18 protein-coding genes are annotated in these 25216 nt (G+C 65.5%); all 18 read right to left on the bottom strand.

The window, feature by feature from the left end; translation table 11 throughout:
- Nucleotides 1-65: 65 nt before the first annotated feature.
- A complete protein-coding gene (locus ACQY39_RS15565; protein ID WP_428507716.1) occupies nucleotides 66-773 on the bottom strand; it encodes a VIT1/CCC1 transporter family protein in 708 nt (235 codons plus the stop codon).
- A 63-nt stretch (nucleotides 774-836) separates the two neighbouring features.
- Nucleotides 837-1037, bottom strand: coding sequence for a heavy-metal-associated domain-containing protein (locus ACQY39_RS15560; RefSeq protein WP_263517220.1), 201 nt, complete (start codon nucleotides 1035-1037; stop codon nucleotides 837-839).
- Between the two features lie 6 nt (nucleotides 1038-1043).
- Nucleotides 1044-1394: a hypothetical protein gene (locus ACQY39_RS15555; protein WP_428507714.1), complete on the bottom strand. Its 351-nt coding sequence runs from the start codon at nucleotides 1392-1394 to the stop codon at nucleotides 1044-1046.
- A gap of 368 nt (nucleotides 1395-1762) precedes the next feature.
- Nucleotides 1763-2335 (bottom strand): SOUL family heme-binding protein, encoded by a 573-nt coding sequence (locus ACQY39_RS15550; protein WP_428507712.1) that lies wholly within the window; start codon nucleotides 2333-2335, stop codon nucleotides 1763-1765.
- A 335-nt stretch (nucleotides 2336-2670) separates the two neighbouring features.
- Nucleotides 2671-3705: a zinc-dependent alcohol dehydrogenase gene (locus ACQY39_RS15545; RefSeq protein ID WP_428507710.1), complete on the bottom strand. Its 1035-nt coding sequence runs from the start codon at nucleotides 3703-3705 to the stop codon at nucleotides 2671-2673.
- A gap of 234 nt (nucleotides 3706-3939) precedes the next feature.
- Complete coding sequence (locus tag ACQY39_RS15540; RefSeq protein WP_428507708.1) at nucleotides 3940-5592, bottom strand: beta-N-acetylhexosaminidase; 1653 nt, start codon at nucleotides 5590-5592, stop codon at nucleotides 3940-3942.
- 25 nt (nucleotides 5593-5617) lie between these two features.
- Nucleotides 5618-7612 carry a sialate O-acetylesterase gene (locus ACQY39_RS15535; RefSeq protein WP_428507706.1) on the bottom strand — a complete coding sequence of 665 codons (1995 nt, stop codon included), beginning with the start codon at nucleotides 7610-7612 and terminating at the stop codon, nucleotides 5618-5620.
- Nucleotides 7609-9051: a glycoside hydrolase family 30 protein gene (locus tag ACQY39_RS15530; RefSeq protein WP_428507703.1), complete on the bottom strand. Its 1443-nt coding sequence runs from the start codon at nucleotides 9049-9051 to the stop codon at nucleotides 7609-7611. Before ACQY39_RS15530 ends, ACQY39_RS15535 begins: the two co-directional genes overlap by 4 nt.
- Before the next feature lie 30 nt (nucleotides 9052-9081).
- Nucleotides 9082-9942, bottom strand: coding sequence for an endonuclease/exonuclease/phosphatase family protein (locus ACQY39_RS15525; protein WP_428507701.1), 861 nt, complete (start codon nucleotides 9940-9942; stop codon nucleotides 9082-9084).
- Nucleotides 9939-11462, bottom strand: coding sequence for a tryptophan halogenase family protein (locus ACQY39_RS15520; protein WP_428507699.1), 1524 nt, complete (start codon nucleotides 11460-11462; stop codon nucleotides 9939-9941). Before ACQY39_RS15520 ends, ACQY39_RS15525 begins: the two co-directional genes overlap by 4 nt.
- Nucleotides 11463-11528: 66 nt before the next feature.
- Entirely contained in the window at nucleotides 11529-12635 is a 1107-nt protein-coding gene (locus ACQY39_RS15515) for an ABC transporter ATP-binding protein (RefSeq protein WP_428507697.1), read from the bottom strand.
- Nucleotides 12636-12649: 14 nt separating this feature from the next.
- A complete protein-coding gene (locus ACQY39_RS15510; RefSeq protein ID WP_428510840.1) occupies nucleotides 12650-13537 on the bottom strand; it encodes a carbohydrate ABC transporter permease in 888 nt (295 codons plus the stop codon).
- A 17-nt stretch (nucleotides 13538-13554) separates the two neighbouring features.
- On the bottom strand, nucleotides 13555-14454 hold the full coding sequence (locus ACQY39_RS15505) for a carbohydrate ABC transporter permease (RefSeq protein WP_428507695.1): 900 nt from the start codon (nucleotides 14452-14454) through the stop codon (nucleotides 13555-13557).
- A gap of 13 nt (nucleotides 14455-14467) precedes the next feature.
- The gene (locus tag ACQY39_RS15500) at nucleotides 14468-15745 is read right to left on the bottom strand and encodes an ABC transporter substrate-binding protein (protein ID WP_428507693.1); all 1278 of its coding nucleotides are present in this window, start codon (nucleotides 15743-15745) and stop codon (nucleotides 14468-14470) included.
- Nucleotides 15742-17121 carry a GH1 family beta-glucosidase gene (locus ACQY39_RS15495; RefSeq protein WP_428507691.1) on the bottom strand — a complete coding sequence of 460 codons (1380 nt, stop codon included), beginning with the start codon at nucleotides 17119-17121 and terminating at the stop codon, nucleotides 15742-15744. The genes ACQY39_RS15500 and ACQY39_RS15495 overlap by 4 nt, the downstream gene beginning before the upstream one ends.
- Before the next feature lie 2 nt (nucleotides 17122-17123).
- Nucleotides 17124-19685 carry a glycoside hydrolase family 3 N-terminal domain-containing protein gene (locus ACQY39_RS15490; RefSeq protein WP_428507689.1) on the bottom strand — a complete coding sequence of 854 codons (2562 nt, stop codon included), beginning with the start codon at nucleotides 19683-19685 and terminating at the stop codon, nucleotides 17124-17126.
- Between the two features lie 83 nt (nucleotides 19686-19768).
- Nucleotides 19769-22342: a cellulase family glycosylhydrolase gene (locus ACQY39_RS15485; RefSeq protein WP_428507687.1), complete on the bottom strand. Its 2574-nt coding sequence runs from the start codon at nucleotides 22340-22342 to the stop codon at nucleotides 19769-19771.
- 88 nt (nucleotides 22343-22430) lie between these two features.
- Nucleotides 22431-25202, bottom strand: a complete 2772-nt coding sequence (locus ACQY39_RS15480) for a TonB-dependent receptor (protein WP_428507685.1) — start codon at nucleotides 25200-25202, stop codon at nucleotides 22431-22433.
- Nucleotides 25203-25216 lie beyond the last annotated feature (14 nt).

The raw sequence follows: 25216 nt of genomic DNA, 5'->3' as shown, positions 1-25216 counted from the left end.
AAAGAGTGGCGGCCCACATGCAAGCAGGTGCATGCAAAGTGAAGCAAACCTCGATGGCCGGAGCCTCAGGCCACCGCACCAAACAGGATGCCCGCGCCTGCGGTGATCGCCATCGCAAGCGACCCCCAGAATGCGACACGCCAGGTACCGCTCCACAGGGGCGCGCCACCGAGCCGAGCCGAGGCGGCCCCAAGCCCGGCCAAGAAGGCCAAGGAAGCCAGCGACACCCAGGGAATCAGCTGCGCCGGTGAAGCCACGGCGACGACAGCAATCGGCAAGACCGCGCCGACCGAGAAGCTGGCCGCCGAAGCCCAGGCCGCTTGCATCGGGCGCGCAGCGGTCGTGCTTGAGAGCCCCAACTCGTCACGGGTGTGGGCATCCAGCGCATCGTGGGCCATCAACTGGGCCGCCACCTGCTCGGCCAGCGCCACGTCCAGGCCCCGTGCCACATAGATGGCCGCCAGTTCATGATGCTCACCCACCGGATCCTGCTTCAGCTCCTCACGCTCCCGCGCAAGGTCAGCCTTTTCCGTGTCTTCCTGCGAGTGCACGGACACGAACTCGCCTGCCGCCATCGACATGGCGCCGGCGATCAGGCCGGAGACACTGGTCAACAGAATGGTCCTGTGCTCCGCACCTGCGCTGGCCACGCCCAGCACCAAGCTGGCCGTCGACACAATGCCATCGTTGGCGCCAAGCACCGCCGCACGCAACCAAGCGATGCGATCACCGCGGTGCTGCTCGGCATGGCCTCGCCCAGGTCTGGCCTTCACAGCGCCCGCTTCAGCGTGTTCATAGGCTGGCCCGTCGAATCTTGGGACTAGCAATTGCGACGGTCATGCTGCGACCGGCGAATACCCTGCTCGCTTGATCGCGTCGCTGAGCTGGCGGGCCGTCGCGCTGCTGGGTTCGATCTCGACCGTGAAGGTGGCCAGATCCACCCGGACCAGCGCGCCGTGGTCGACCTCCTTGAGCGCCTTCGTCACCGCACCAGCACAACGACCGCATGTCATATCACTGACCTGAAAAGCAATCATGGCAACTCAGCCCTCCAAGGTTTCAATGTCAGCCAGGTTCCGACCCGCTGAGGGCGCACCGTCGAAGGCGAGGCACTCCCGGCCATCGGCCTGTTCGACGATCGTGAAGCTGCGCGCCGGGCAGCGTTCCTGGGAACTGAACACTGCGGCGACTTGGGCGCCGTCATGCATGGCGTCCACGACCTCGGAAGCAGCGGCCACGACGCGGGTGCCGAGCGCATGGTCTGAGCCCATGCTCACCTCACACCAGAGCACTTCGCTGACCTGCCCATCGGCGCCCATACGGAGCTTGGACACCTCAAAGTAGCGGCCGTTCTCACTGGCCATCGGTCGGGAACGTTCACCCTGGTAGGTCATGGTGCAGACTCCGTTGAGACAAGCTTGTAGATGAAACGGGTTCAGGCAGGCAGGGGCTCAAAGGCATGGCGAATGCATCGCGGTCTCGTCCGACGCCGGACCTGCGGAAGGTGGCGTCGACGTCCGCCCCAGCTGCGGCGCAAGTTGACCCAGCACACGCCTCAGGACGCCAAACTTGGGTGATGGGGTTTCCACCGCGCCGCGCTGCGTCGAGAGGCGGGGTCTTGAAGATGCGTGGACGGGATTCATGATGCAGTCTGGGCCCCCGTGCGCTCCAGCACCGTTCGTTGCCGCACCGAATGCACAACGCCAGCACAGGCGCCATCGCTCAAGGCCCCCCAAGCACTCTTGGGCGAGCAGACCGCCAGTCATTTCGGCACGAGCAAGCGCAACCAGATCTCATTGCGACGCATGAACCAAGGCGTGAAAGGCGCGTTGTAGCGTGAGTACACCGGCGCGCCCTGCCATGCCAGGTCGGCCGCGCGCAGCGCCGCCTCCAGCTTCGCGAGATGCTCACCGTCGTTCGAGGCCGACCAGAAACCCGAGTAGCGAATCACGGCGACCTGCTCGGGCAGCACCTCGCGAAGCTGGACACGCGCATCCAGCGGTTCCGGCGCGTTGGCGGCCGTCACGCCTTTGGGCAAAACAAACTGCACCAGGAAACCGCCAGGTGCGGCGCTCTGAGTGACCGGCGCCGTCATCTCCAACTTCATGGGCACGGCGGCCTGCGTCACGGGCGCCGTCATGGCGAACTTCCGCTCGCCCTTGTTCTTGCCAAAGATATAGCCGGCCAGGATGGGGAAGGCCTGGCTACCGGCCTCGTCCGCCGGGCCGGGCACCACGACCTCGGCCACCGCGTAGGCGGCGTACTGGCGCAGCTCGATGCCCGCCACTTCGCGCAGGACTTGGTACTCGGGCTCTTCGGTGGCGTGGCTGGGCATGGCGATGGTGGTCAAACACAGGGTTGAAAACAGGACGGCAACGACCTTCGAGCGCGCGCGACTGGACGGTACTCGGCGTCGCAGCGGCAGCTCAAGCCTGCGAAGCCCTAGCTGTGGAGACGCCAGAGCCTTGGCGACATTGAGGAAACTGAGAGGCCAAAGAGATCCACTCATTGCAAGACCTTTCCGTGCTTCCGTGCCTGCCTTGGAATGGTTCCGTTACCGGGTCGAAGCGGGCGCAGAGATTGCGAACCTGGCTGGCATTCGCCAGGGCTGGCCTTGCTTGTACAGGAAACGCGAGATCACGGTCGCAAGCGAAGCACTGAACCCGGGTTTCAACGTGGTGAAAAATCGATCACCACGCGCGACGGCACTTCGCCCTTGGCCAGGCGCTCGAAGACCTGGTTGATCGCTGACAGCGGCTGCAACTCGATGTCGGCCTTGACCTTGCCATCGGCAGCGAAGGCCAAGGCCTCAGCCATATCGCGCCGGTTGCCGACGAAGGAGCCCCGGATCGTGATGCACTTGGCCACCACCTCGAACAGCGGCGTCGGGAACTCGCCGGGCGGGATGCCGACCAGCACGCAGCAGCCATGTTTGCGCGTCATGCGCACACCTTGCTCGAAGGCGGGCAGCGAGGGTGCGGTGATCAGGACGCCCTGCGCGCCGCCACCCGTAGCCTGGACGACCGCGGCCACGGCGTCCGCCTGTTTGGCATTCACGGCCGCATCGGCACCCAGGCGCGTGGCATGCGCCAGCTTGGCATCGTCGATGTCCACCGCGCACACATGCAGGCCCATGGCCTTGGCGTATTGCACCCCCAGATGGCCCAGCCCGCCGATGCCCGAGATCACCACCCACTGCCCGGGCCGCGCCTGGGTCTCCTTCAAGCCTTTGTACGAGGTGATGCCGGCGCAGATCAGCGGCGCGGCCTCGACCGCAGACAGACCGGCCGGGATGTGGGCGACATAGTTGGGGTCGGCGAGGATGTATTCGGCAAAGCCGCCGTTGCGCGTGTAGCCGCCAAACTGCGCATCGGCGCAGACCGGCTCCTGCGCGGCCAGGCAAAACTCGCAGTGCCCGCAAGCCGAGTAGAGCCAGGGCACGCCGACGCGGTCGCCCTCCTTCACCGCCCTCACGCCAGCGCCGAGCGCGGTGACGATGCCGATGCCCTCGTGCCCCGGTGTGAAGGGCAATGGCGGCTTCAACGGCCAATCGCCGTTGCGCGCATGCAGGTCGGTGTGGCATACGCCGCAGGCCTCTGTCTTGACCAGAATCTGCCCGGGGCCGGGCGTGGGCACCTCGAGCTCCTTGAAGACCAGCGGCTGGCCGAACTGTTCGACCTGCGCGGCGAGCATCTTGCGTGTCATGTGGGCTTCCTGGGTGCTATCAAGTACCCAGCCTGTGCGCCACACTGTTGCGGGTCTGTTCGACAGCGCACGCTGAAATGCGCCAAGCCTGAGTCTCCGAGCTTTCACTCGCGCCCTGGCATGCAAGCAATCCAGTCTCAACAGCGGCCCCCTTGCGCAGCCGCTTGGCCCTCGTGTGGAGGCGGCCTACGTGCTGCAGCGTATCCAGCAGTGGGGTGTGCTCAGGGGCGCCGCTCAGTGCAGGCGGTACTGGTGGGCGTCTGCTAGGCCGCCCCGCACATTGAGGCCCTGGGCCTTCCAGCGCGCGATATGCGGCGCCAGACGTTTCACAAAGGCTTTGGGCTCCGATCTGGCCTGCTGGCGCCAGGCCACCTCGGCCACGGCCGCCAGACGCGGGTAGAGCATGAACTGCAGATACGCTTCGCTGCGCACGTTCTCGGTCCACAGCGGAGCCTCGATGCCCAGGACCCGCTGCCGCTGCGCCTCGCCCAGGCCTTGAGGCATGGGCTCCCATGCCACGATCTTCTCGACCGACACTGGCCCGCCGGTATTGCCTTCCCAAGGTGCGCCTGGTTCACCCAGGCCGGCGGCGTAGTCCAGATACATGCGGTCCGAAGGCGACAGAATCACCGACTGGCCTTGGTTCAGCGCGGTCAGCACCGCTTCCGGGTGTTCCATGCGCCACCACTGCACGACCATGCCCTCACGCAAGCCGGCGGCGATCACCTCATCCCAAGCGATCGGCACCCGCTGGTGCTTTTGGATCAGCTGCACCATGCGGCGCGCGAACTCAGCCTCGACATACTTCATCTGCGGCGCTTGACCGGCAGGGGTCAGGTCTTGCGCCATGGCCACGACCTCGGGCATCTGCGCCCAACGGGTCTTCTCCACCCAGACTTCATCGCCGCCAAAGTGGATGTAGCGCCCCGGGAAGAGCGCGGCCAGCTCGCCCAGCACGGTGTCGATGAAACGGTAGGTCTCGGGCTTGGCGGGATTGAAGGTCACAAGACCGTCGAAATACTCCGGGTAGGCACGCGCCGCCGCGCCGCTGTGGCCGGGCATGTCGATCTCGGGAACCACCTCGATATAGCGCTCGGCGGCGTAGCTGACGATGCTGCGGATGTCTTCGGCGCTGCAGAACTGCGCCGGCGCATCGGGGCGCGAATGATCGCCGCGCCCACCCACTGTGCTCAGCTTCGGGTAGGCCTTGATGGCCAAACGCCAGCCCTGGTCGTCACTGAGGTGCAGATGCAGGCGGTTGAGTTTGTAGAGGGCCATCTGATCAATGACGCCTTTGACGCGCTTCACATCATGAAAGTGGCGCGCCACGTCCAGCATGATGCCGCGCCACTCAAAGCGCGGGGCGTCGCTGATGTCTGCGGCCGGCAGCTCGAAACGGCCTTCGCTGAGCGTCCGCTTGGCCTCTTGAGGCAAGAGCTGCAGCAGCGTCTGCGTGGCGTAAAACGCGCCGCTCGCTTCTGCGGCCTGGATGAGAATTTCATCGCTGCCAATTTTCAGGCGGTAAGCACCGCTCACTTTGCTGTCCTGGCTCAGCTGTTCGAAGCGGATGCGTCTTGCGCCCGTCGCCAGAGCCGCCCCCGCTGGCAGCCGCGGCAAACCCAAGCTTTGAGCCAAGCTGCGGGCAGGACCACTGAAGACTTCGGAGCTTTGCACCAACACCTGGGCACTCAGGACGAACGGCGCTTGCTCCACCTGAAGCGTCAGCGATTGGGGTTGGGGCACCAGAGCGCTCAGTGGAATCGGCACCGGCTGCATCGCCGCCTTGGCTGGGGTCGCGACGGCCTGGGCCGCCTCGGCGGGCGTCAGCGCCCCGAGCCCGAGCGGAAATGCCAGGACCCAGGAGCTGAACGCCAGGGCGCGAAACATGGTGCGGGATGCCGAGCACATCGAATCAAAAGGCATAGCGAGCCTGCTCCGTCAGACGCGGCCACCGGTCGGTGCGGAAGGGCACCGCCGGCAAACCCGCACGGTTGAACAAGTTGTTGTGCTGCGGGTTGTCCACCCAGCCAAAGCGGACAGCCACCGGGTGTTGGATTGCATCGTGATGCACGCGCACCGTTTGCCCGACGATTCTGGCCTGGGCAGGCAGAAACCGGCCCGAGGCGTCGGCGATGGTGAAGCCCTGCAGCGCAGCGCCCGTGCTCGACAAGCCCGTCCCCGCATGATCAAAGCGCAACTCGATCTCGCGGCCGCGCCGCTTCATGCTGCGGTAAACCGGACCTTGCGCTTGCCAGGTTTTCTTCTTGTCGCTCTGCTGCAAGGCCAGGCCTGCCAGGCGCTCACCGACCACCTGCTTGTTGCGTGGGTGGAGATTGCCGTCATCGGCGACATCGCTGGTCACCACCAAGCCGGTGCGCGGCAGGCGCAGGGCTCGGGTTTGCGCCTCACGCAACTCGGCCCAGGCGCTGCCGGTCAGCGTGTTGAGCGCCGCCGGGTTCTCCGCCGCGATCTGGACCAGATGGAAGGGGAAGTCGCCCTGCCCCCAGCGGGCGCGCAGGTCGCTGATGAAGGCGGGAAGCAAGCGCTCGTACTGCGCCGCGCGTGCCACATTGCTTTCACCTTGGTACCAGAGCATGCCTCGCAGGCCAAAGCCCTGCACCGGGTGCAGCATGCCATTGAACAAAAGCGAAGGCAGCTCGTTCGGACCGGGCTCGGTTTTGTCGAGCAAGGATTCGACCCGGGCCTGCCAGGAGCCGGCCAGGGTCAGGTCTTGCGCGCCCACTTGCGCACCCTCTTGCACTCCCAAATGCAGGCGCAGCTGCTCGGGCGTGCCGTGGATACCGCCGCCCATGCCTTGGTCGCTGACACGCACGGCAATCACATTGGCGCCGGCGCGCAGGAGGCCTGAGGGCAGAAGGTAGCGGCGCGGCCGGTCCCAGCCACACTGGGCGCCCACGGGCTGGCCGTTGACAAAGGCCTCGTCGCAGTCGTCCACCTGGGCGAGATGCAGCACAGCTTCGGGCGCCGCAGCCTGGGCCGGAGTCAGCTGCAGGGTCTTGCGATACCAGAGCTTGCCGTCCAGGTTCTTCAGACCCTGGGTTTCCCAGATGCCGGGGGCTTGCAGACTCGACCAAGTCCTGTCATCCAGGTCCGGATTGGCCCAGCTTTCAGCCTCCGCTGCACCGGCCGGACCACTGCCCTGCCATGCCTTCACCCGGCTCAGCATGCGGGCCTCTTGCTGGGCCACGAAGTCACGCTCGGAGCTGGGCAGAGGCGCTTCCAGCAGCGGCGCAATATCGGCCAAGGACTTCAAGGCCGCGGGGCTCATCCAGGCTTCGATCTGAGTGCCGCCCCAGGACACATTGAGCAGCCCCACCGGAACGCCCAGTTCACGGCGCAGGCGCTTGGCAAAGTGGTAAGCCACGGCGCTGAACTCGGCCGCATGGGCCGCAGTGGCGGGCTGCCAGGCCGCGGAGGCGATGTCGTCCTGCGGCTGCAGGGCGGCGCGGTGAGCGACCTTGATGTGGCGTATGCCATCGTCGCGCGCGGCGGCAGCCTCGGCCGGGCCGTTCAGCGAATCACGCAAGGCCCATTCCATGTTGGACTGACCCGAGCACAGCCAGACCTCGCCCACCAGCACATCGCCCAGCACCAAGGCCTTGGCGCTGCGGCTGCCGCTGACCCTCAGGGTGTGCGGCCCGCCGGCCGCCTCGGGCTTGAGGCGCACGCGCCACCTGCCCTCAGCATCGGCCTGCGCGGTCTGGCTTTGGCCGCGAAACTGCAGCCGCACGGTTTCACCGGGCTCGGCCCAACCCCAGACGGGAATCGGCGCCTCGCGCTGCAAGACCATGTGTTCGCCGAACAGCCCATGCAGCCGAACTTCGGCCTGGACCGCACTGCTCAGTCCGGCCAAGCAAGCCAGCAGCGTGGCCGCGCGCCAGTTCATGGCTGGCCCGCCCAGGTGAAGGTGACCACGCTGTGCTTGGGCAGGGTGTAGGCAAATCGGCGCGCGCCGCTGCCAACCGTGAAGCGGCGGCTTTGTGCCTCGCCATTGCTGACGATCAGGGCGATCGAGCCGTCATCGGCATTGCGAAACGCCACCGTGTCCATACCGCCAACCTTGGCCGGCGAGGCGATGCGCTGGGCGCCGCGCCGCACGAACTTGCTGGCATGGCCCAAGGCGTAATACTCGATATTGCGGGTGACGGCGCCGGTCTTGGAATTGATGGTGACCACGCCACGGCAGTCCTTGCAGCCGCCCAGATGGGGCCCGTAGTTTTCATCGAGGGCCAGGTTCCACATCAGCACGCCCTTGGCCCAGCCGCGGGTGCTGCCGATGACCAGATTCTTCATCATCCAGGGCAGGGTCTTGTGCCACTCGGGCGCCCACTCCCCGCCCGAGCATTCGGTGAACCAGGTGTCTTTGTCGGGGTGAGCCTCATGGACCACGGTCTGGGCCTGCACATCGCCGGCATAGCAATGCCAGCCCACGCCCGACACATAGCGCCGCGCCACAGGATCGGCCAGCACGGCCAGCGGCGATTTGACTTCATCCCAGTTGTGGTCCCATTCGATCAGCTGGGTCTTCATGCCACGCTGAGCCAGCAAGGGCCCCAGATGCTGGCCGACCAAGGCCGCACGCTCGGCCGGGTCCACACGCATGCCGGGGTAGTCGTCCGGCTCGTGGTGCGGCTCATTCTGAATCGTCAGCGCAAAAATGGGCACGCCTTCGGCCGCAAAAGCGTCGACATAACGGACCAGGTATTCGGAGAACACGCCGTACATCTCGGGTTTCAGGCGGCCCTTGATCAGGCTGTCGGTCTGTTTCATCCAGCCCGGAGCGCTCCAGGGCGAGGCCATCAACTGCAACTGCGGGTTGACGGCCAGCGCCGCCTTGACCACCGGCAGCACATCGGCGCGATTGGGCTCGATGGAGAAGCCCGCCAAGCTCATATCGGTCTGGCCAGGAGGCAGGTCGAGGTAGCTGTAGTGGCTGCGCGAAAAGTCCGAGCCGCCTATGGTCAGCCGGCTGAGGTCGAAACCGATGCCGGCCGGGCCCCGGCCAAACAGCTCGGCCAACAAAGCGCGGCGCTGCGGCACGCTCATGCGCTGCTGGATCAGCCAGGCCGAGGCATCGCTGATGGCGGCGCCAAAACCCTCCATGGTCTGGAAGCGCTGGCCGGCATCGACTTCGATGTGCAGGGGCAAGGCCTTTTGCCCCGCTTTGAAATGGCTGTCGGGCTCACGGGCGAGCAAACGCGTGCGGTCGGCACGGGTCTGCCAGGACGATGCGGTGTCGGCCGCCTGGGCTGCCCCGATGCTGGCCCATGCCGCCCACAAAAGCGCGCAAGGGGCGAGGCGATGGCGAAGAATGTTGAAGGTCATGAAAAGCAATCAGGCAGAAAAGGAGGAGGTTCAATCCAGCCGCACGCGCAGCAGCAGCGGGTGGTGATCGGAAGGGAAGCGGCCGGACAGCGAGTCGCTGAGCACGCCGTACTTGAGCACCGTGATGCCGGCGCTGACAAAGACGTAGTCGATGCGTGCCTTCATCTCGGCATCGATCTTGAAAGCATTGAAGGTGCCCACCGGGCCGTAGGGCGGGCTCTGGCTGACGAGGTAGGCGTCGCGCAGCGCGGCCTGCATGCGCTGGATCTGCTCGGTCTCCGGCGTGGAGTTGAAGTCGCCGAGGCAGAACACCGGGGCCGTGCCCGCGACCTCCTTGACCTTGCGCAGCAACAGCTGGGCCGACTCCTTGCGCGCCACCTCGCCCTCGTGGTCGAAGTGCACCGAGAAAACATAGAAGCGGCGCTGGCTTTCGCGGTCGCGCAGCTGTACCCAGCTGGCCAGACGGTTGCAGCAGCGCGCATCCCAGCCCTTGGACGGCACTTCAGGTGTCTGGCTGAGCCAGAAGTCGCCCTGGCTCAGCGCCTCGAAGCGGGCTTTGCGAAAGAAGATGGCCGAGTGCTCGCCGGCTCGCTTGCCGTCGTCGCGGCCCACACCGACATGTGCAAACTCGTCCATGCGGGCCAGCTCGTCGATCTGCTCGGGCAGGCCTTCCTGGGTGCCGAAGACATCGAACTCATGGTAGCGGATCAAGGCCTTGACGGCCTCGGCACGCTTGGGCCAAGCGTTAGGGCCGTCAGAGGCCAGATTCAGGCGCAGGTTGTAGCTGGCGATGTGGAAGCTGGGGCTGGGGCTAGGGCCGGCCCCGGCCGCTGCACTCACATTGCAGGCCAGCAAGCCCACCATGGCCAGGACTGCCAACATCCATCTCATACGCTGCTCCCTGGCCTGGCGGCCTGACAATGTTCGGCGATATAGGCGGCCTGGGTGGGCATGGCCTGCACGCAGCGGGCGATCACCTGCTTCACATGCGCCATCAGCTCCAGGGCCTCGGCCTTGGGCGTTTGCTCGGCCAGCGGGTGGTAGCCCTGCGGCCGTATGCCTTGGCCGTTCATGACCTGCAGCCAGCTGAGTTCGGCAAACAGCTCATCGCCCTCGCGGACGATGCGGCCGTTGCTGCGATAGAGGTCCATCTTGTGCTGCAGCGTGGCCGGCACTTCCATCTGGCGGCAGTGGTCCCAGAACGGAGAATCGTCCCGCGCCGTGGCCTTGTAGTGCAGGATGATGAAGTCGCGGATGCGCTCGTATTCGAACTGGGTCTGGCGGTTGTACTCGGCCCGGTCGGCCGCATCGAAACCGCGGTGCGGGAACAGGCTGATCAGGCGCGCCAGCGCCGTCTGGATCAGGTGGATGCTGGTCGACTCCAGGGGTTCCAGAAAGCCGCCGGACAGGCCAATCGCCACGCAGTTCAGGTGCCAGGCCTGCTCACGCCGGCCCGGCTGGAAATGGATCAGCCTAGGCTCGGCCAAAGGCTTGCCGTCGAGATGGCGCAGTAGCAAGTCCTGCGCCTTCGCGTCGGTGGTGAAGGCGCTGGCGTAGACATGGCCGTTGCCAATGCGATGCTGCAGCGGAATGCGCCACTGCCAGCCGGCATCGTGCGCCGTGGCCCGGGTCATGGGCAGCAGCGGCCCGGCCGATTCACTGGGCACGGCGACCGCCCGGTCACATGGCAGCCAATGCGACCAATGCTCATAGCCGACCTTCAAGGTCTGGGCCATCAGCAGGGCCCGCATGCCGGTGCAGTCGAGGAAGAAGTCGCCTTCGATCCGTTCCCCGCTGTCCAGCAGCAAGGCGCTGAGATGGCCCTGCTCGCCGGCACGCTGCACCTCGACCACCCTCCCCTCGGTTCGGACAACGCCGCGCTGCTCGGCCAGGCGACGCAGGAAGCGGGCATAGAGCGCGGCGTCAAACTGATAGGCGCTGGCAATGTCCGCCAAGGGCGAGCCGGCCATTTCGGGCCGGGCGCGCATGAACTTGGCCTGGCGCGGCGCCGCGGTGTTGATCGAGTAGTCGCCCAGCTCGCTCACCAGGCCTTCGCGGCGCAGGCGCAGCCACTGCTGGTAGAAGCCGACCCGACCGAAGTCCTGGCCGAAGCTGCCGAAGCCATGGATGTAGCGCTCGCCCAAAGACCCCCAGTTGACGAATTCGATGCCGAGCTTGAAGGTGCCTTGCGTGGCGCGGATGAACTCGTTCTCGTCGATACCCAGGGCGGCATTGAAATTCTTGATATTCGGGATGGTGGCTTCGCCGACGCCGATGCTGCCGATCTCCTCCGATTCGACCAGATGAATCTGGCAGTCCGCCGGCAGCAGCGTGGACAGCGCCGCAGCGCTCATCCAACCCGCCGTGCCGCCGCCCGCAATGACGATGCGGCGCAAGGTTTGTACGCTCATGGGAACAGCTCCGCCAGACCTGGCATGAGAAGTGTCAAACAAGAATGGGCAGAAGAACGCGGCGCCTCAGAGCCGCTGTTCGCTGCGCTGGTCAAACAGGGAAGCGCGTGCCAGGTCCAGGTCGAAACCCAGTTCCTGATCGGGCTGCAGCCGCACATGGTCTTCTACGATGGCCGCCAGCAGCTGGCTGCCCGACTTGAGCCAGACCACCTGATGGTTGCCCATGGGCTCTATCAGGTGCACCGAGCCCAACCAGGCGCCACCCGGGTCGAGGCGCACATGCTCGGGCCGTATGCCCAGCAGCACTTCCTGCTGATGCTGCGGGGGCTGCTGAAAGGGGTAGTTCGTCAAGTCGACGTTCAAGCCGCCGGCCAGAGACAGTCCGCCGCTGGCATGGCGCAGCAGCTTGCCGGCCACGAAGTTCATGCCCGGCGCACCCAGAAAACCGGCGACAAATAAATTGGCGGGGCGCTCATAGACCTCGGTCGGCGCGCCGATCTGCTGGATCACCCCAGCGCGCATCACCACGATGCGGCTGGCCAGTGTCATGGCCTCGACCTGGTCATGGGTGACGTAGATCATGGTCGAGCCGAGCGTCTTGTGCAGCAGCTTCAACTCGCGGCGCAGTTCGCCGCGCAGCTTGGCGTCCAGATTGGACAGGGGCTCGTCGAACAGCAGCACCGCCGCCTCGCGGACCAGGGCACGGCCGATGGCCACGCGCTGGCGTTGACCGCCCGACAGCTGCGCTGGCTTGCGCTGCAGCAAGGCCTCCAGCTGCAACATCGCCGCCACCCGCTGCACGCGGCGCTGCACCTCGTCCTTGGGGCAGCCGCCGACGCGCAGGCCGAAGGACATGTTCTTCTCCACCGTCATGGTCGGGTAGAGGGCATAGGACTGGAACACCATGCCGATGCCGCGCTCGCTGGGGTCGGCGAAGGTCATGTCATGACCGCCAATTTCCACGATTCCTTCGGCGATGCTTTCGAACTCGGTCAGTCCGGCAATGCTGTGCAGCAAGGTGGACTTGCCGCAACCCGAGGGGCCGAGCAAGACCAGGAACTCGCCCTCATGGATTTCGAGATTCAGGCCTTTGATGACCTCGTTGCCATCGAAGCGAATGCACAGCTCGCGGATGCTGACGCCACTCTTGGGCTGTGGGCTCGTCGTTGTCATCATTGTTCTCTCAATCAACCTTTGACCGCGCCGGCCGCAATGCCGCGCACAAACCAGCGTCCGGAGACGAAATAGACCAGCAGCGGCACCATGGAGGTGAGGATGGTGGCTGCCATGTTCACGTTGTAGAGCCGCTCACCCGTGGTGGTGTTGATGACGTTGTTCAGCTGCACCGTCATCGGCAGATGCTCGCGGCCGGCGAAGACCAGGCCGAGGATGTAGTCGTTCCAGACCCCGGTCACCTGCATGATGGCCGCGACCACGATGATGGGCGTGGACATGGGCAGCATCAGCTGGACAAAAATGCGCCAGAAGCCGCCTCCGTCGATGCGCGCCGCCTTGAACAACTCCTGCGGAATGGCGCTGTAGTAGTTGCGGAACAGCAAGGTCATCACCGGCATGCTGAAGATCAGGTGCACGGCCACGATGCCGGGCAACGAGCTGTAGAGGCCCACGGCCGCCATCACCTTGACCAGCGGGTAAATCATCACCTGCACGGGAATGAAGGCGCCCAGCATCAGGATGCCGAACAGCACATTGGCACCGCGCGGCCGCCAGAAACTCAGCGCATAGCCGTTCAAGGCGCCGATCAAGACCGGCAGGATGGTGCTGGGCACGACGATGGCGACCGAGTTCCAGAAACCGGCGCTGATGCCCTCGCAGGACACCCCCGTGCAGACCTCGCTCCAGGCCGCACGCCAGGGCTCGATCGTGGTATTCATGGGCAGGGCGAAGAGCTGGCCCAGGCGGATCTCCTCCATGGTCTTGAAGGAGGTGACCAGCATGATGTAGAGCGGAGCCAGGAAGAACAGGGCCGCGGTCAGCAGGAAGGCGTAGATGCCCCAGCGGGCCGGATTGAAGCGCCCCCGCGCCTGGGCGCGTCGGGCGGCTTGAGTTTTCATCATGACAGCAGAGTGGCTCATGCGCCCTTCCCCTTCATCGCCTTGCGGCTGCGTGCGTAGAAAAACGGCGCCACCAGGGCCAGCACCGTCAGCAGCAGCACGATGGCGCCTGCCGACGCCAGGGCCACATTGGCGCGGCCGAAGAGGTGGTCCATGATGAATTTGGCCGGCACATCGCTGGCCGTGCCGGGCCCGCCCTGGGTCATGGCAGCCACGGCATCGAACACCTTGACCGCCGCAGTGAAGAGCAGCACGAAAACGGTGGCGAACGAAGCGCCGAGCATGGGCAGGACGATGGACAGGTAGACGCGCCAGGGCTTGATGCCGTCGATGCGGGCGGCCTTCCAGATGTCCTCATCGATGCCGCGCAAGCCGGCCAGCAGCAGGGCCATCACCAAGCCCGAGGCTTGCCAGACCGAGGCAATCACCACGGTGTAGATGACCTTGTCCTGGTCGATGATCCAGTCGAAGGTGAAGTTCTCGAAGCCCATCTGCCGGACGGCCTGCTGGATGCCGTCGCTCGGGTTCAGCACCCATTGCCAGACCAGACCGGTGGCCACGAAGGACATGGCGTAGGGATAAAGAAAGATGGTGCGCAAGAGCCCTTCGCCACGCACCTTCTGGTCGATGAACACGGCCAGCAAGAAGCCGATCACCATGCAGGCCAGGATAAAGAGCAGGCCGTAGACGGCCAGGTTCTCGAGCGAAAGCAGCCAGCGCTCGTTGCCGAACAGGCGCTCGTACTGGGCCAGGCCGACGAAGTCGTCCTTGGGGAAGGTGCGTGAACTGCTGAGCGAAACGCGCAGGCTCCACAGCACCGCACCGAGGTAGCCCAGCAGCACCGTCAGCGCCATGGGCAGCAAGGCCGCCCAGGGTGTGAGCCTGCGAAAGATTGAAAGCCGTGGTTTGCTCGACATCAGTGGCTGGCCATCAGTTGCTGTTGAGCGCAGAGATCAGGTCTTTCTGCACTTTCTCGACCGGGATGTTGCGGTTCCAGTAAGCGGTGACGATGTCCTGCATGGCGCCGTTCTGATCCGGCGTCAGGTAGACCTCGCCATTGCCCAGGTGGCGCGACTTATCCTTCATGATGGCCACGCCCTGCTGGCCGCAGACATCGAGCTGGCTGGCATCGACATCGCTGCGCGCCGGGATCGAGCCCTTCTTGATGCTGAAGGCAATCTGCGTGGCCGGTGAGGTGGCCACGGTGGCCAGCAGCTTCTGCGCCTTGATGGCCTCGGGCAGGTTGGTCTTGGGGAAGACCAAGACATCACCCTGGATGATGTAGGGCGAGTTGGGGCCGAAGCCGGCGATGCAGCCGTAGTCGCGCCCGGCTTCCTGTTTGGCCAGGGCGAATTCGCCCTTGGCCCAGTCGCCCATGAACTGCACACCGGCCTTGCCATTGATCAGCAAGGCGGTGGCGTCGTTCCAGTTGCGGCCCGGCGAGCCCTTGTCCACATAGGACTGCAAGCGCTTGAAGCTCAGCAGCACGTTCTTGAACTCGGGCGACATGATGGCCTTGGGGTCGCGGTCGCGCATGACCTTGAGGTAGAGCTCTCGGCCGCCGACATTGCTGAGCACGGCGGCAAACACCGTGTTGTCTTGCCAAGGCTGGCCGCCATGGGCCAGGCCGATCAGGCCCGCGGCCTTGAGCTTGTCGAGCGCGGCAAAGAGCTCGTCCATGGTCTTGGGCTCGGCCGCGATGCCAGCCTTTTTGAAGGCGGCCTTGGAGGTCCAGATCCAGGCCGGCATGTGGATGTTGACCGGCGCGGCATAGAAATGGCCCTTGACCTTGATGACCTTGAGCACCGTCTCGGGCAGGACCTGCTCCCATTTGCCGGCGGCGGCGGCCTCGTCGATGTTGTTCAGCAAGCCCTGGTCCACCACATCGAGGAACTGCTTGGAGGTGTTGAACTGGGCGGCGGTCGGCGGGTTGCCGCCGATGATGCGGTTGATCGCCACCGAGCGTGCCTGCTCGCCCAAGGCCACGGCCGTGTCCTTCCAGGCGCCACCGGCGGCGCTGTAAGCGTCGGCCAGGGCCTTGACGGCGGCCGATTCGCCACCCGAGGTCCACCAGTGGATGACTTCGGCCTTCAGCGGTGCTGCAGCGGGAGTAGCAGTCGGCTTGGTCTGCGCCTGGGCCGCCGCAAGGGCTGCGCTTGCTGCGACCAGCAAGGCGAGCTTGCCCCATGCTTTGTTCGCGTGTTTCATCGGTCCGCCTCTCCAGGCTGCAGGAACTGGGCATACCACTGGCCGCTGGCCTTCAGGGTACGTTGCTGGGTTTCAAAGTCGACATAGCTCAAACCGAAGCGGCGCAGATAGCCCTCGGCCCATTCAAAGTTGTCGAGCAGGCTCCAGGCGAAATAACCTTTCAAGGGCACGCCGGCCGCCATGGCTCGCTGGGCGGCGGCCAGGTGGCGCTGCAGATAGCTGCGACGCTGCACATCCTCGACACGGCCATCGGGCAGCATCTCGTCCTCGAAGGTCGAACCGTTCTCGGTCAGGTAGACGCAGTTGGGCGCGTAGTCGCGCTGGATGCGGGTCAGCAGGGTGACCATGCCTTCCGGGTCCACCTCCCAGCCGAAGGCGGTGCGCTCCACGCCGGGCGTCTCGACCACGCGGGTGGCGATGGGCGCCACGCCCGGGGCGTTTGCTATCCGCTCAGGGAAGTAGTAATTGACGCCCAGGAAATCGGTGGGCGTGGCGATCTCTCGCAGGTCATTGCTGAGCAACTGCGGCGCATCCGAACCCAGCAAGGCCAGCACATCCTCGGGGTAGCCGCGGCCGTGCAGCGGGTCCAGGAACCAGCGGTTGCGCAGGCCGTCGTGGCGGATCGCGGCGGCGGCATCCTCGGCGCTGTCGCTGGCCGGCGAGATCGGGTGCAGGCTCAGGGTGATGCCCACGTTCGCATCGGGCACCAGGCGCTTGATCAGGGGCACAGCGCGGCCGTGCGAGAGCAGCAGGTGGTGGCAGACCAGCAAGGCGGTCTTGTGGTCCTTCAGCCCCGGCGCATGGTTGCCCTCGAAGTTGCCGAGGAAGGCGGTGCAATAGGGCTCGTTGTGGGTGATCCAGTGCTTGACCCGGTCACCCAGGCGACGAGCGACCAGCTCCGTGTACTCGAGGAAGGCATCCACCGTGGCCCGATTGGCCCAGCCGCCCTGCTCTTGCAAGGCCTGAGGCAGGTCCCAGTGGTAGAGCGTGGCCCAGGGCTGCAGGCCGCGCTCCAGCATGCCGTCGACCAGACGGGAATAGAAGTCCAAACCCTTTTCATTGACGGCACCGCGGCCTTGCGGCAGCAGGCGCGGCCAGGCGATGGAGAAGCGGTAGGCATTGACGCCCAGTTGCTTTGCCATGTCGAGATCTTCGGGCCAGCGGTGGTAATGGTCGCAGGCCACGGCGCCACTGCTGCCGTCGCGGATGCGGCCGGGTTCGCTGCAGAAGCGGTCCCAGATGGATTCGCCGCGGCCGTCTTCATGCACCGCGCCTTCGATCTGGTAGGACGAGGTGGAGCAGCCCCAGCGGAAGTCAGGCGGGAAATCGCGGCGCAAGACAGTGCCGCTGGAGGAGTTGTCGTTCTTGGAAGTCATGTTCAGGGGACGGGAGAAAATTGGGCGCAGTTCAGCGCATCGGGCTCTTGGGCGGCGCCGGCCCGGACGCGGATGTTGGCGAAGGCGGCGGCGAACGGTGCATCGGCCGTCAGGCTGAAGGGCGAGCCGATGCGGCTCAGATCCGCACCTTGGGCGGCGAAGCAGGCGAGCGGGATCTTCAGGCTGTGGCGCTGACCGTTAGGCAAAGCGCTGAGCACACGCTGCAAGTCCAGCGTGCCGCCGCAGCCCGGGCCGCATTCCATGCGCAGGCGCACCGGGCCTTGCGGCGCCTGCTCCGGCAGCAGGTCAAACACCAGGGCGGGTGCGGGATAGACGGTCAAGTCCGCCTGCTGGTTGGAACCAATGTGGAAGGTGGCCGGGCCCATCCAGACCAGGCGCTTGGCGTCTTGCTGGGTGTTGATCTGGCTGGTCGAGACACGGACGGCGGGCTGATCGGTCGGGGCCTCCAGCACGGCATTGAGGTCGGAGCCGAGGCCGCGGTTGGGCCAGGCGCCGCTGGGGCTGCCGACATGCATCTGGTACGGGCCCTGACCGGTCTGGCGGAAGATCAGCAGCTCTTTGGAGACATCGCAGCCGCCGCTGCGAACGCTGACCGGCAGCTGCCGCACGGCACCCGGCTTGGCATAGCTGAGGCCATAGCCCGGCTTGAACAAGGGTGCGCTCTTGGCGCTGACGCAGGGCGCCGAGGGCCAGGCAAAGGGCAGCTTGGCACGGAAGTCATGGGGCGCCTGGGCAGCCTCGTTCTTGAACAGCAGATCGGCCACACCCGCACCTTCGCTGCCCGGCAACCAGGCGGCGACGAAGGCATCGGACAGGTTCAACAAGTCATTCGCGTAGACCGTGCGGCCGCTCAGAAACACGGTGATCACCGGTACACCACGGCCGCTGACGGCACGCAGCACGGCCAGGTCTTCCGGGTAGCGCCGGCTGTGCTGCAAGGTGCTGGAGGGCGAGATGTCGCCCACGCCTTCGGCGTAGGGCGTCTCGCCGATAACAGCGATGACGGCATCGAACTGGCGCGGGTCCACATCGGCGCCATCGGCGCTGAAGCTCACATGCGCCGCGCCGGCAAGCTCACGAATGCCCGACAAGATGGACTGCGAAGCCGGGAAGTCGGCGTTCTGCGTGTCCGTGCCCTGCCAGGTCATACTCCATCCACCGGCCTGGTTGGCCAGGTTGTCGGCGCTCTTGCCCACCACCAGGATGCGCTTGCCCTGGGCCAACGGCAGCGCGCCGCGCTCGTTCTTCAACAGCACCAGGGTCTGGCGCACGGCACGGCGAGCCAGATCGCGGGCCAGCAAGGCTTCGGCTTGGCCGGCCACCACGCTTTGGCGCGGCGAGGTTTCAAACAGGCCGGCGCGCAGCTTGACGCGCAGGATGCGCGTCACCGCATCGTCGATGCGCGACATTGGGATCTCACCGCGCTCGACCTGGGCGATGGTGTTCTGGATGAAGGCGCGCCAGTCCTCGGGCACCATCACCATATCGATGCCGGCCTTGATGGCCTGCGGGCAGCTGCTGTCGCGGCAACCGGGCACCTGGCTGATGCCGTTCCAGTCGGACACGACCAGGCCGTCAAAACCCATCTTCTGCTTCAAGGCCACGGTCAGCAGCTCATGGCTGCCGTGCATCTTGCCGTAGTCCTGGGCACCCGGCTTGGCAGCCACATCGGTCCAGCTGTGGAAGGAGGCCATGACCGTCTGCACACCGGTCGCCAGCGTGGCGTAATAGCCTTGGCCGTGCACATTGATCATCTGCGAACGGCTGACCAGGCTGTGGCCCTGGTCGCGGCCGAACTCGGTGGCGCCGTCGCCGATGAAATGCTTGGCGGTGGCCACCACCCGGCCGCTGTCGCCGAGCCGGCCTTGCAGACCGCGCACCGATGCGGCACCCAGGCGCGCCACCACCATGGGGTCGGCGGAAAAGCTCTCGTAGGTGCGGCCCCAGCGCGCATCCTGTGCGACGGCCAAGGTGGGTGCGAACACCCACTGGATGCCGGTGGCGCGCACCGCGCGCGCCGTGGCCGCACCGATCTCTTCCACCAAGCCCGCGTCACCCGCGGCGCCCAGGCCGATGTTGTGCGGGAACAAGGTGGCACCACGCACATTGCCATGGCCGTGCACGGCATCCGTGCCCCAGATGATGGGAATGGGCGTGCGCGCGCCGCTGGCCATCAAGGCCTCGTGGTAAGCCTGAGACAGCGCCACCCATTCGCCCACCGTCGCCTCGCGCTTGTTGCCCGGCCAGGCACCGCCGCCATTGAGCACCGAGCCGATGTGATAACGGCCCGCCTCCTCGGGCGTGATGTACTTGATCTCGGGCTGCGTCATCTGCCCGACCTTCTCCGCCAAGCTCATGCCGGCGACGATGGACCGGATGCGCGCCTCCATGGCCGGGTCGGCAACGACGGCGCTTTTTACGGCCGGCCAGTCCTTCATCGGGCGCGGCGCAGCCTCGGCCGGGCCGGTGGCGCAGAACAAGGCGGCCGCGCAAGCCAAGAGGCTGGGCACATGCCGACGGACAGGGTCTGGAGCTGGATGCATGGTTCGTTCCCTCAAAAGTCGCGTTCAGGTGCTCGTCTGGAGTATCCGGGCAGACCCGGGCCACTCCCTATGGCGCCTTACCCTCAGTTCGCGGCCTTCACCTCGATGTAGTTGATGTTCCATTCCTTGCCGATCGACTTGATGCGCAGGCTGTGCGTGCCGGCCGGGATGCGGATCACCGGACTGCTGTAGGTCTTCCAGGTCTGCCAGCCACCGGTGTTGGGAACCGCCAGGCTGTCCAGCTTGCTATCGCCCAGCCAGACTTCAAAGCCGGTGCTGCCGTTGGCCGAGGCCAGGCGGTAGTCGATGACAAAGTTGGTCGCGCTGGCCACCGAGACCTTGAACTCGATGAATCGATCGGGTTCGAAGTGGCCCACATTCTTGCCGCCGCCCACATCGCTGCAGTCTTCCAGCTGGATGCCGGACATGGCCGTGTAGGCCTCGGCCTCGATGCGGGCCGGCAAGGCGACCGCCTCGCTGTTGCTGCCGAGCTCATCGCTGCGGTAGCTTTCGTCCTCAGGGTCGGTCGCGGCCACGGTGTAGAAGTAGCGCTGACCGGGCTGGGCCGTGCTGTCGACATAGGCCGGCGTCTTCAAGCCTTCGGCCAGCAGCACCGCCTTGGCGCTGTCGCCGGGCTGCGTGCTTCGATAGACCTTGTAGCCGCTGAGGTCCGCTTCGGTATTGGCCGCCCAGCTCAAGCTGACGCCGGCACTGCTGGTGCTGAGCTTGAGCCCGGTCGGACGTGCGGGCAAGGTGTAGAGCGTGGTGCCCGTGCCGTTCAGCTGCTGCAGCAAGCCCGGATGAGGCTCCAAAGCCTGGGTGCCAAAGCTCTTGAACAAGGCTTCGATCTCGGCCAGGGATGCCGTGTTGAAGTCCAGCTTGCTGCTGGGCTCGAGCACATCCTTGCCGTCGACCGGCGGCTGGGCCAGCAGATAGACCTCGGCCCAGCTTTCCACGCTGCCGTTGTCCTTGAACACCCCGTTGAAGCGGTAGCTCTGCCCGCCTTGCAGGGTCACCGCCTGGTAGACCGCGCCATTGATGTCCCCGCTCACGCCGGCAGGCCGGGTGACACGCAGCACCGCGCCCTCGCCGCCCGTCGGCATCTGGCTGCTGTTGCGGGCGTTGAAGTCCAGGCCCAGGCTGCCGCTGATGTTCAGCGTGGTCCAGCCACTGCTGCTGCCGAAGTCACCGTTGTTCAGCATCTCGGCCTTGCTGGCTTCGTTGACCAGGCTGAGCTTGTCATAGCTGACATCGGGCCGACCATTGCCGGTGGCGCCGGTCTTGACGACCAGGTAGTAGGTCTTGGCGCCGCTGCCGCCGATCTTGATCGTGCCCGGGCTGCGCGCGCAGGCCGTGGCCAGGCTGCTGTTCCAACCGGCACAGTCCCAGCTGCTGGCCTTGGCCAGCAGGCCCAGGCCGCCGTCCTTGCTGCTGTCCACCGCATTGGTCACCAAGCCCCAAGTGCCGCGGCCATGGCCGCCCTGGGCGCTGACGATCTTGTAGGACCAACTGGTCGAGGCAAAGCCTTTGGCGGCGTAGCTGTCATAGGTGGCACGACCCAGCTTGCCACCCAGTTCCAGGCCGGCGCCCTGCCAGGGCTGGAACTCACCCATCAACAGCGGCGTCTTGAGGGCGGTGATCTTCTTGCTCCACTCACAGATGCCGCCCTGCCCTTGCGGGCCGCAGCGCAGCCAATCGCGGTGGATGTCGTAGGCGCTATCGTTCGGCCGGTCTCCGAAGAGGCCGGGATAGGGGTGCAGCTCGAAGGCCACATTGCTCATGCCCTTGGCCGCCGGGTCGCCGTAGACCTCGATATTGCCGTAGTGACTGGGCAGCATGACGATGTGCTTGCTGTCGATCTTGCGTATGGTCTGGTAGAGCTCGGTGACACGTGTGGCCATGTCTTCCGGCGTCGAGCCCCAGGGCTCGTTGAGCGGGTCGTAGGCGGCCACCACCGGCTCGTCCTTGTAGCGGGTGGCGATCTGCTCCCAGAGCCAGCGGGTGCGGTCCTGGTACTCGCTGCTGCTCCAGTACTTGTTCTGGCCCGAGCAGCCGGTGTGGTCATTGGGGGTCTGGCCACCGACGGCACCGTGCAGATCGAGGATCACGTAGATGCCGCGCTTCTTGGCCTCGGCAATCGACCAGTCCAGGTATTTCCAGGCATCGGCTCGCAGGGTCTTGGGCTTTTTTTCATCCTCGATCACGCTCCAGAGAATCGGCAGGCGCACGATGTTGAAGCCGAAGGCCTTGAGCTGATCCCAGTCGCGCTCCTTCATCCAGTTGTCGCGGTAAAGGGCGATCAGGCGCTCTTTCTCGGCATGGCCGAAGCGCTCGCTGAGCTTGGCCTCCAGCGTGCACTGGTCCACCACGCCGGGGGCGCCCTGGTCCATCATCCAGAACTCCTGGACCAGCCAGTTGCCCAAATTGGCGCCCTTGAGGGCGACCGGCGTGCCGCTGGCCTTGACCCATTGCGCGCCTTGGCTGCGCAGCAGGGTCAGCCCCTCTTCCGCCGGCGGCGGCGTCGGGACCGGGGCCGGCGGTGTGCCGCCCGAAGACGAGCCACCACAGGCCGGCAAGGCCAGAACGGCCAGCAAGCACCAGGCGGGAATGAAGCCCTGGACTGCGGCGACATGTTTGCGAGCGAAATTCAGTGACATGGGGATCCCAGTTCTCTGTCCAGCGTGCAGCCATCAGAAAGCACCAGCGCCGGGTGGCGCTGGCGGGTCGTACACCTGCCGGTTGGCGTCAGAACTTGTAGCTCGCGCCCAGCAAGACTTGGCGGCCGTAGGTCGTGTAGCGCTCGGGCATCAGGTTGTCCGGGTTCTTGGCATTGCCGACGCTGACGCTGGTGCGATAGGGCTCGTCGGTCAGGTTGTTGACCTGCAGCAGCAAACCCAGGCCCTTGAGGCTGCCGGTCTCGAAGCTGTAGCCGATCTGCATATCGGTCACCGTCTCCGAGTTGATATTGCTGATCGCCTCGGAGTAGAAGATGCCGCGGGTCTTGGCGCTGTAGTCCGAGCGGTAGCGCTGGCTGATGCGGGCCGAGAAGCCGTGCTTCTCGTAGTAGCCCGTCAGGCTGCGCACCACGCCGGAGAGGCCGTCGATGCCGTTCTTGAAGCCATCGTCATTGAGGTTGCTGCGCGTCTTCGAGTAGCTGGCCACCACGCCAAAGCCGTCCAAGATCGGCGTCAGCATTGCTGCCTCCAGCGATGCGGCGACTTCAAAGCCCGCCACCATGCCGCCGTTGCCGTTTTGCAAGGTGGTCAGGTTGCCGATATTGCTGATCGGCACGACGGGCGGCTTGCCGGTGTTGGGGAAGCCGGTGAAGTCGTACTGCACCGTGCCCGAGCCGATGAAGTTCAGCAGGTGCTTGTGGAAGATCGCGTAGGACAGATAGCTGCGCTTGCCGATGTACTTCTCGAAGGACAGGTCCACCGAGTCCGCCAACCAGGGCTTGAGCGTCGGGTTGCCGCCGCTTCCGTTCCAGGTCTTGGTGGTCGCGTCGACGCCGACCCCGGTGAAGCCGGCACGCATGTCATTCATGCGCGGGCGGGCGTTGGAACGCGCCAGGCCGAAGCGCACGATGGTGTTCGCGGGCAGCTCCGACACCAGGTTCAAGCTGGGCAGCATGCGGCCATAGCTGGTGCCGCCGGTGATGGGCACGGCCTTGCTGCCGTCCCAGACAAAGCCGTTCGATTCCTGGCTGGTGCGCACATACTGCAGGCCCAGATTGCCGCGCAAAGGTTGGCCGAAGAGGGTGGTGTCGATATTGCCCTGCACATAGGCCGTATTGACCTTCTCGGACACGCCGTAGTGGCGCGCAAAAGTCTGGTCCGCACCGATTTCGGTCTGGGTGTAGAGCGCGTCCTTCACGCCCATCACGTCATAGGACACGATGGCCGGAATGCCGCCAAAGGCCAGCGAGCTGTTGCCCAGCAAGAAACTGGCGGGCACCGCGATCGGCGCACGACCGTTCTTCAGATTGAGCTGGTACTCCATCATGTCGACGTCTTTGCTCCGCTCGTTGAGGTTCAGCCCCAACTCCACGCTGCTGAAGAAGCCGGTCAAATCGCGTTTGGCCGACAGGCGCAGGGCCTTGATTTCGTCGTTCGACATCGGGTAGTTGCTGCGGCCGTCACGGCCCCAGCCGCCCGGGTCGCTGAGCAGCAGCTTGCTGGCGTCGCCGTAGTTGAACTGGGTCGTGACCTGCGAGATGCCGCTGCCGGTCTGCACATCGATGCCCAGCGAGGTGGTGCCGGGTGCGCCGGCGCTCAGCTCCATGAACTGCTCTTGGCGCTTGGCGCGCGAGTAGCTGAGGTCGGCCACGGCCACCCAGTTCTCGCCCAGCTTCCATTTGTTGTTCCAGCCGACGGCGGCGATGTCGTCGTCGCGGGTGTTGTGCTGGCTCAGATGAACCGGCTTCAGATTGCCCACCGTGGCGCTGGTCACGAACTGATCGCCGTTGATCTCGCCCACTTTGACGTTGGAGTACTGCGGCTCGGTGTCCGCATTCCAGGTGGCGCCGAGATTCGACATCAGGCCGCGGTAATTGCGCTCCTGCTTGAATTTGCTGTAGTACAGGTCCAGCACGCTGTGGAATTTGTCGTTGGGCTTGTATTCGAGTGCCGCCATCAAGCCGTCCCGCACTTGCTTGGACGCGGTGACGGTGTCTTCGAAACCGTTCAAGGTTGCCACGCCTTTGGGCACGCCAGGCACCTGGTCACCCCAGGGGCCGGTGTCGGCCCACCACCAGGATTTGTAATGGGTCTCTTGCCCCGGCGAATCGAGGTGGGCGAAGCCAATGGCCAAACCGATGGTGCGGTCGGCGAACTGGTCGATATAGGACGCGCTCAGGCGGTTGCCGCTGGCGCCGGGGCCGGGCGTGACCTGGCCGTTGGAGTTGCGTTCAGCGCGGGCGTTCATGACCAGCTGGCGGCCGCCGAAATTGAGCGGGCGCACGGTCTGCATGTCGATGGTGCCGGCCAGGCCCTGGCCGACCAGGCTGGCGTCCGGTGTCTTGTAGACCTTGACGGCGCTGAGCAGCTCGGACGGGAATTGATCGAACTCCACACCGCGGTTGTCGCTGGTGCTGACCATTTCGCGGCCATTGAGCAAGGTGCCGGCGTAGTTGCCCGCCAAGCCCCGCACCTGGATGCCTTGGGCGCGGCCGTCGACGCGCTGCGCCGTCAAGCCAGGCAGGCGCGAGAGCGACTCCGCGATGCTGACGTCGGGCAGCTTGCCGATGTCCTCGGCCGAGATCACCTCAACGATGGAGTCGGCATTGCGCTTGGATGCGACCGAAGCCTCAATGCCGCGGCGGATGCCGCTGACGACCACGGTCTCCAACTGCTGGGCGCTCTCGGCTTTCGTCGCTACAGGCGCAGCGGGCGCTGCAGCCACCTGAGCCTGCGCGGATTGCGCCGCGATCAGCAAGGTGACGCAAGCGGCGGCGACCGGGCTGATCTGCAAAGCCGAGGTGCGCCGGCACACGCTGCTGTATTGCTTGGAATGGTTCATGTCGATTTGTCTCC

Origin of the sequence: Roseateles sp. (genome assembly GCF_965262435.1) — a bacterium.
Classification (GTDB): Bacteria; Pseudomonadota; Gammaproteobacteria; order Burkholderiales; family Burkholderiaceae_C; genus Paucibacter_A.
Note: the sequence above shows the minus strand (reverse complement) of the source record. Positions and strands in the feature narration are given on the sequence as shown.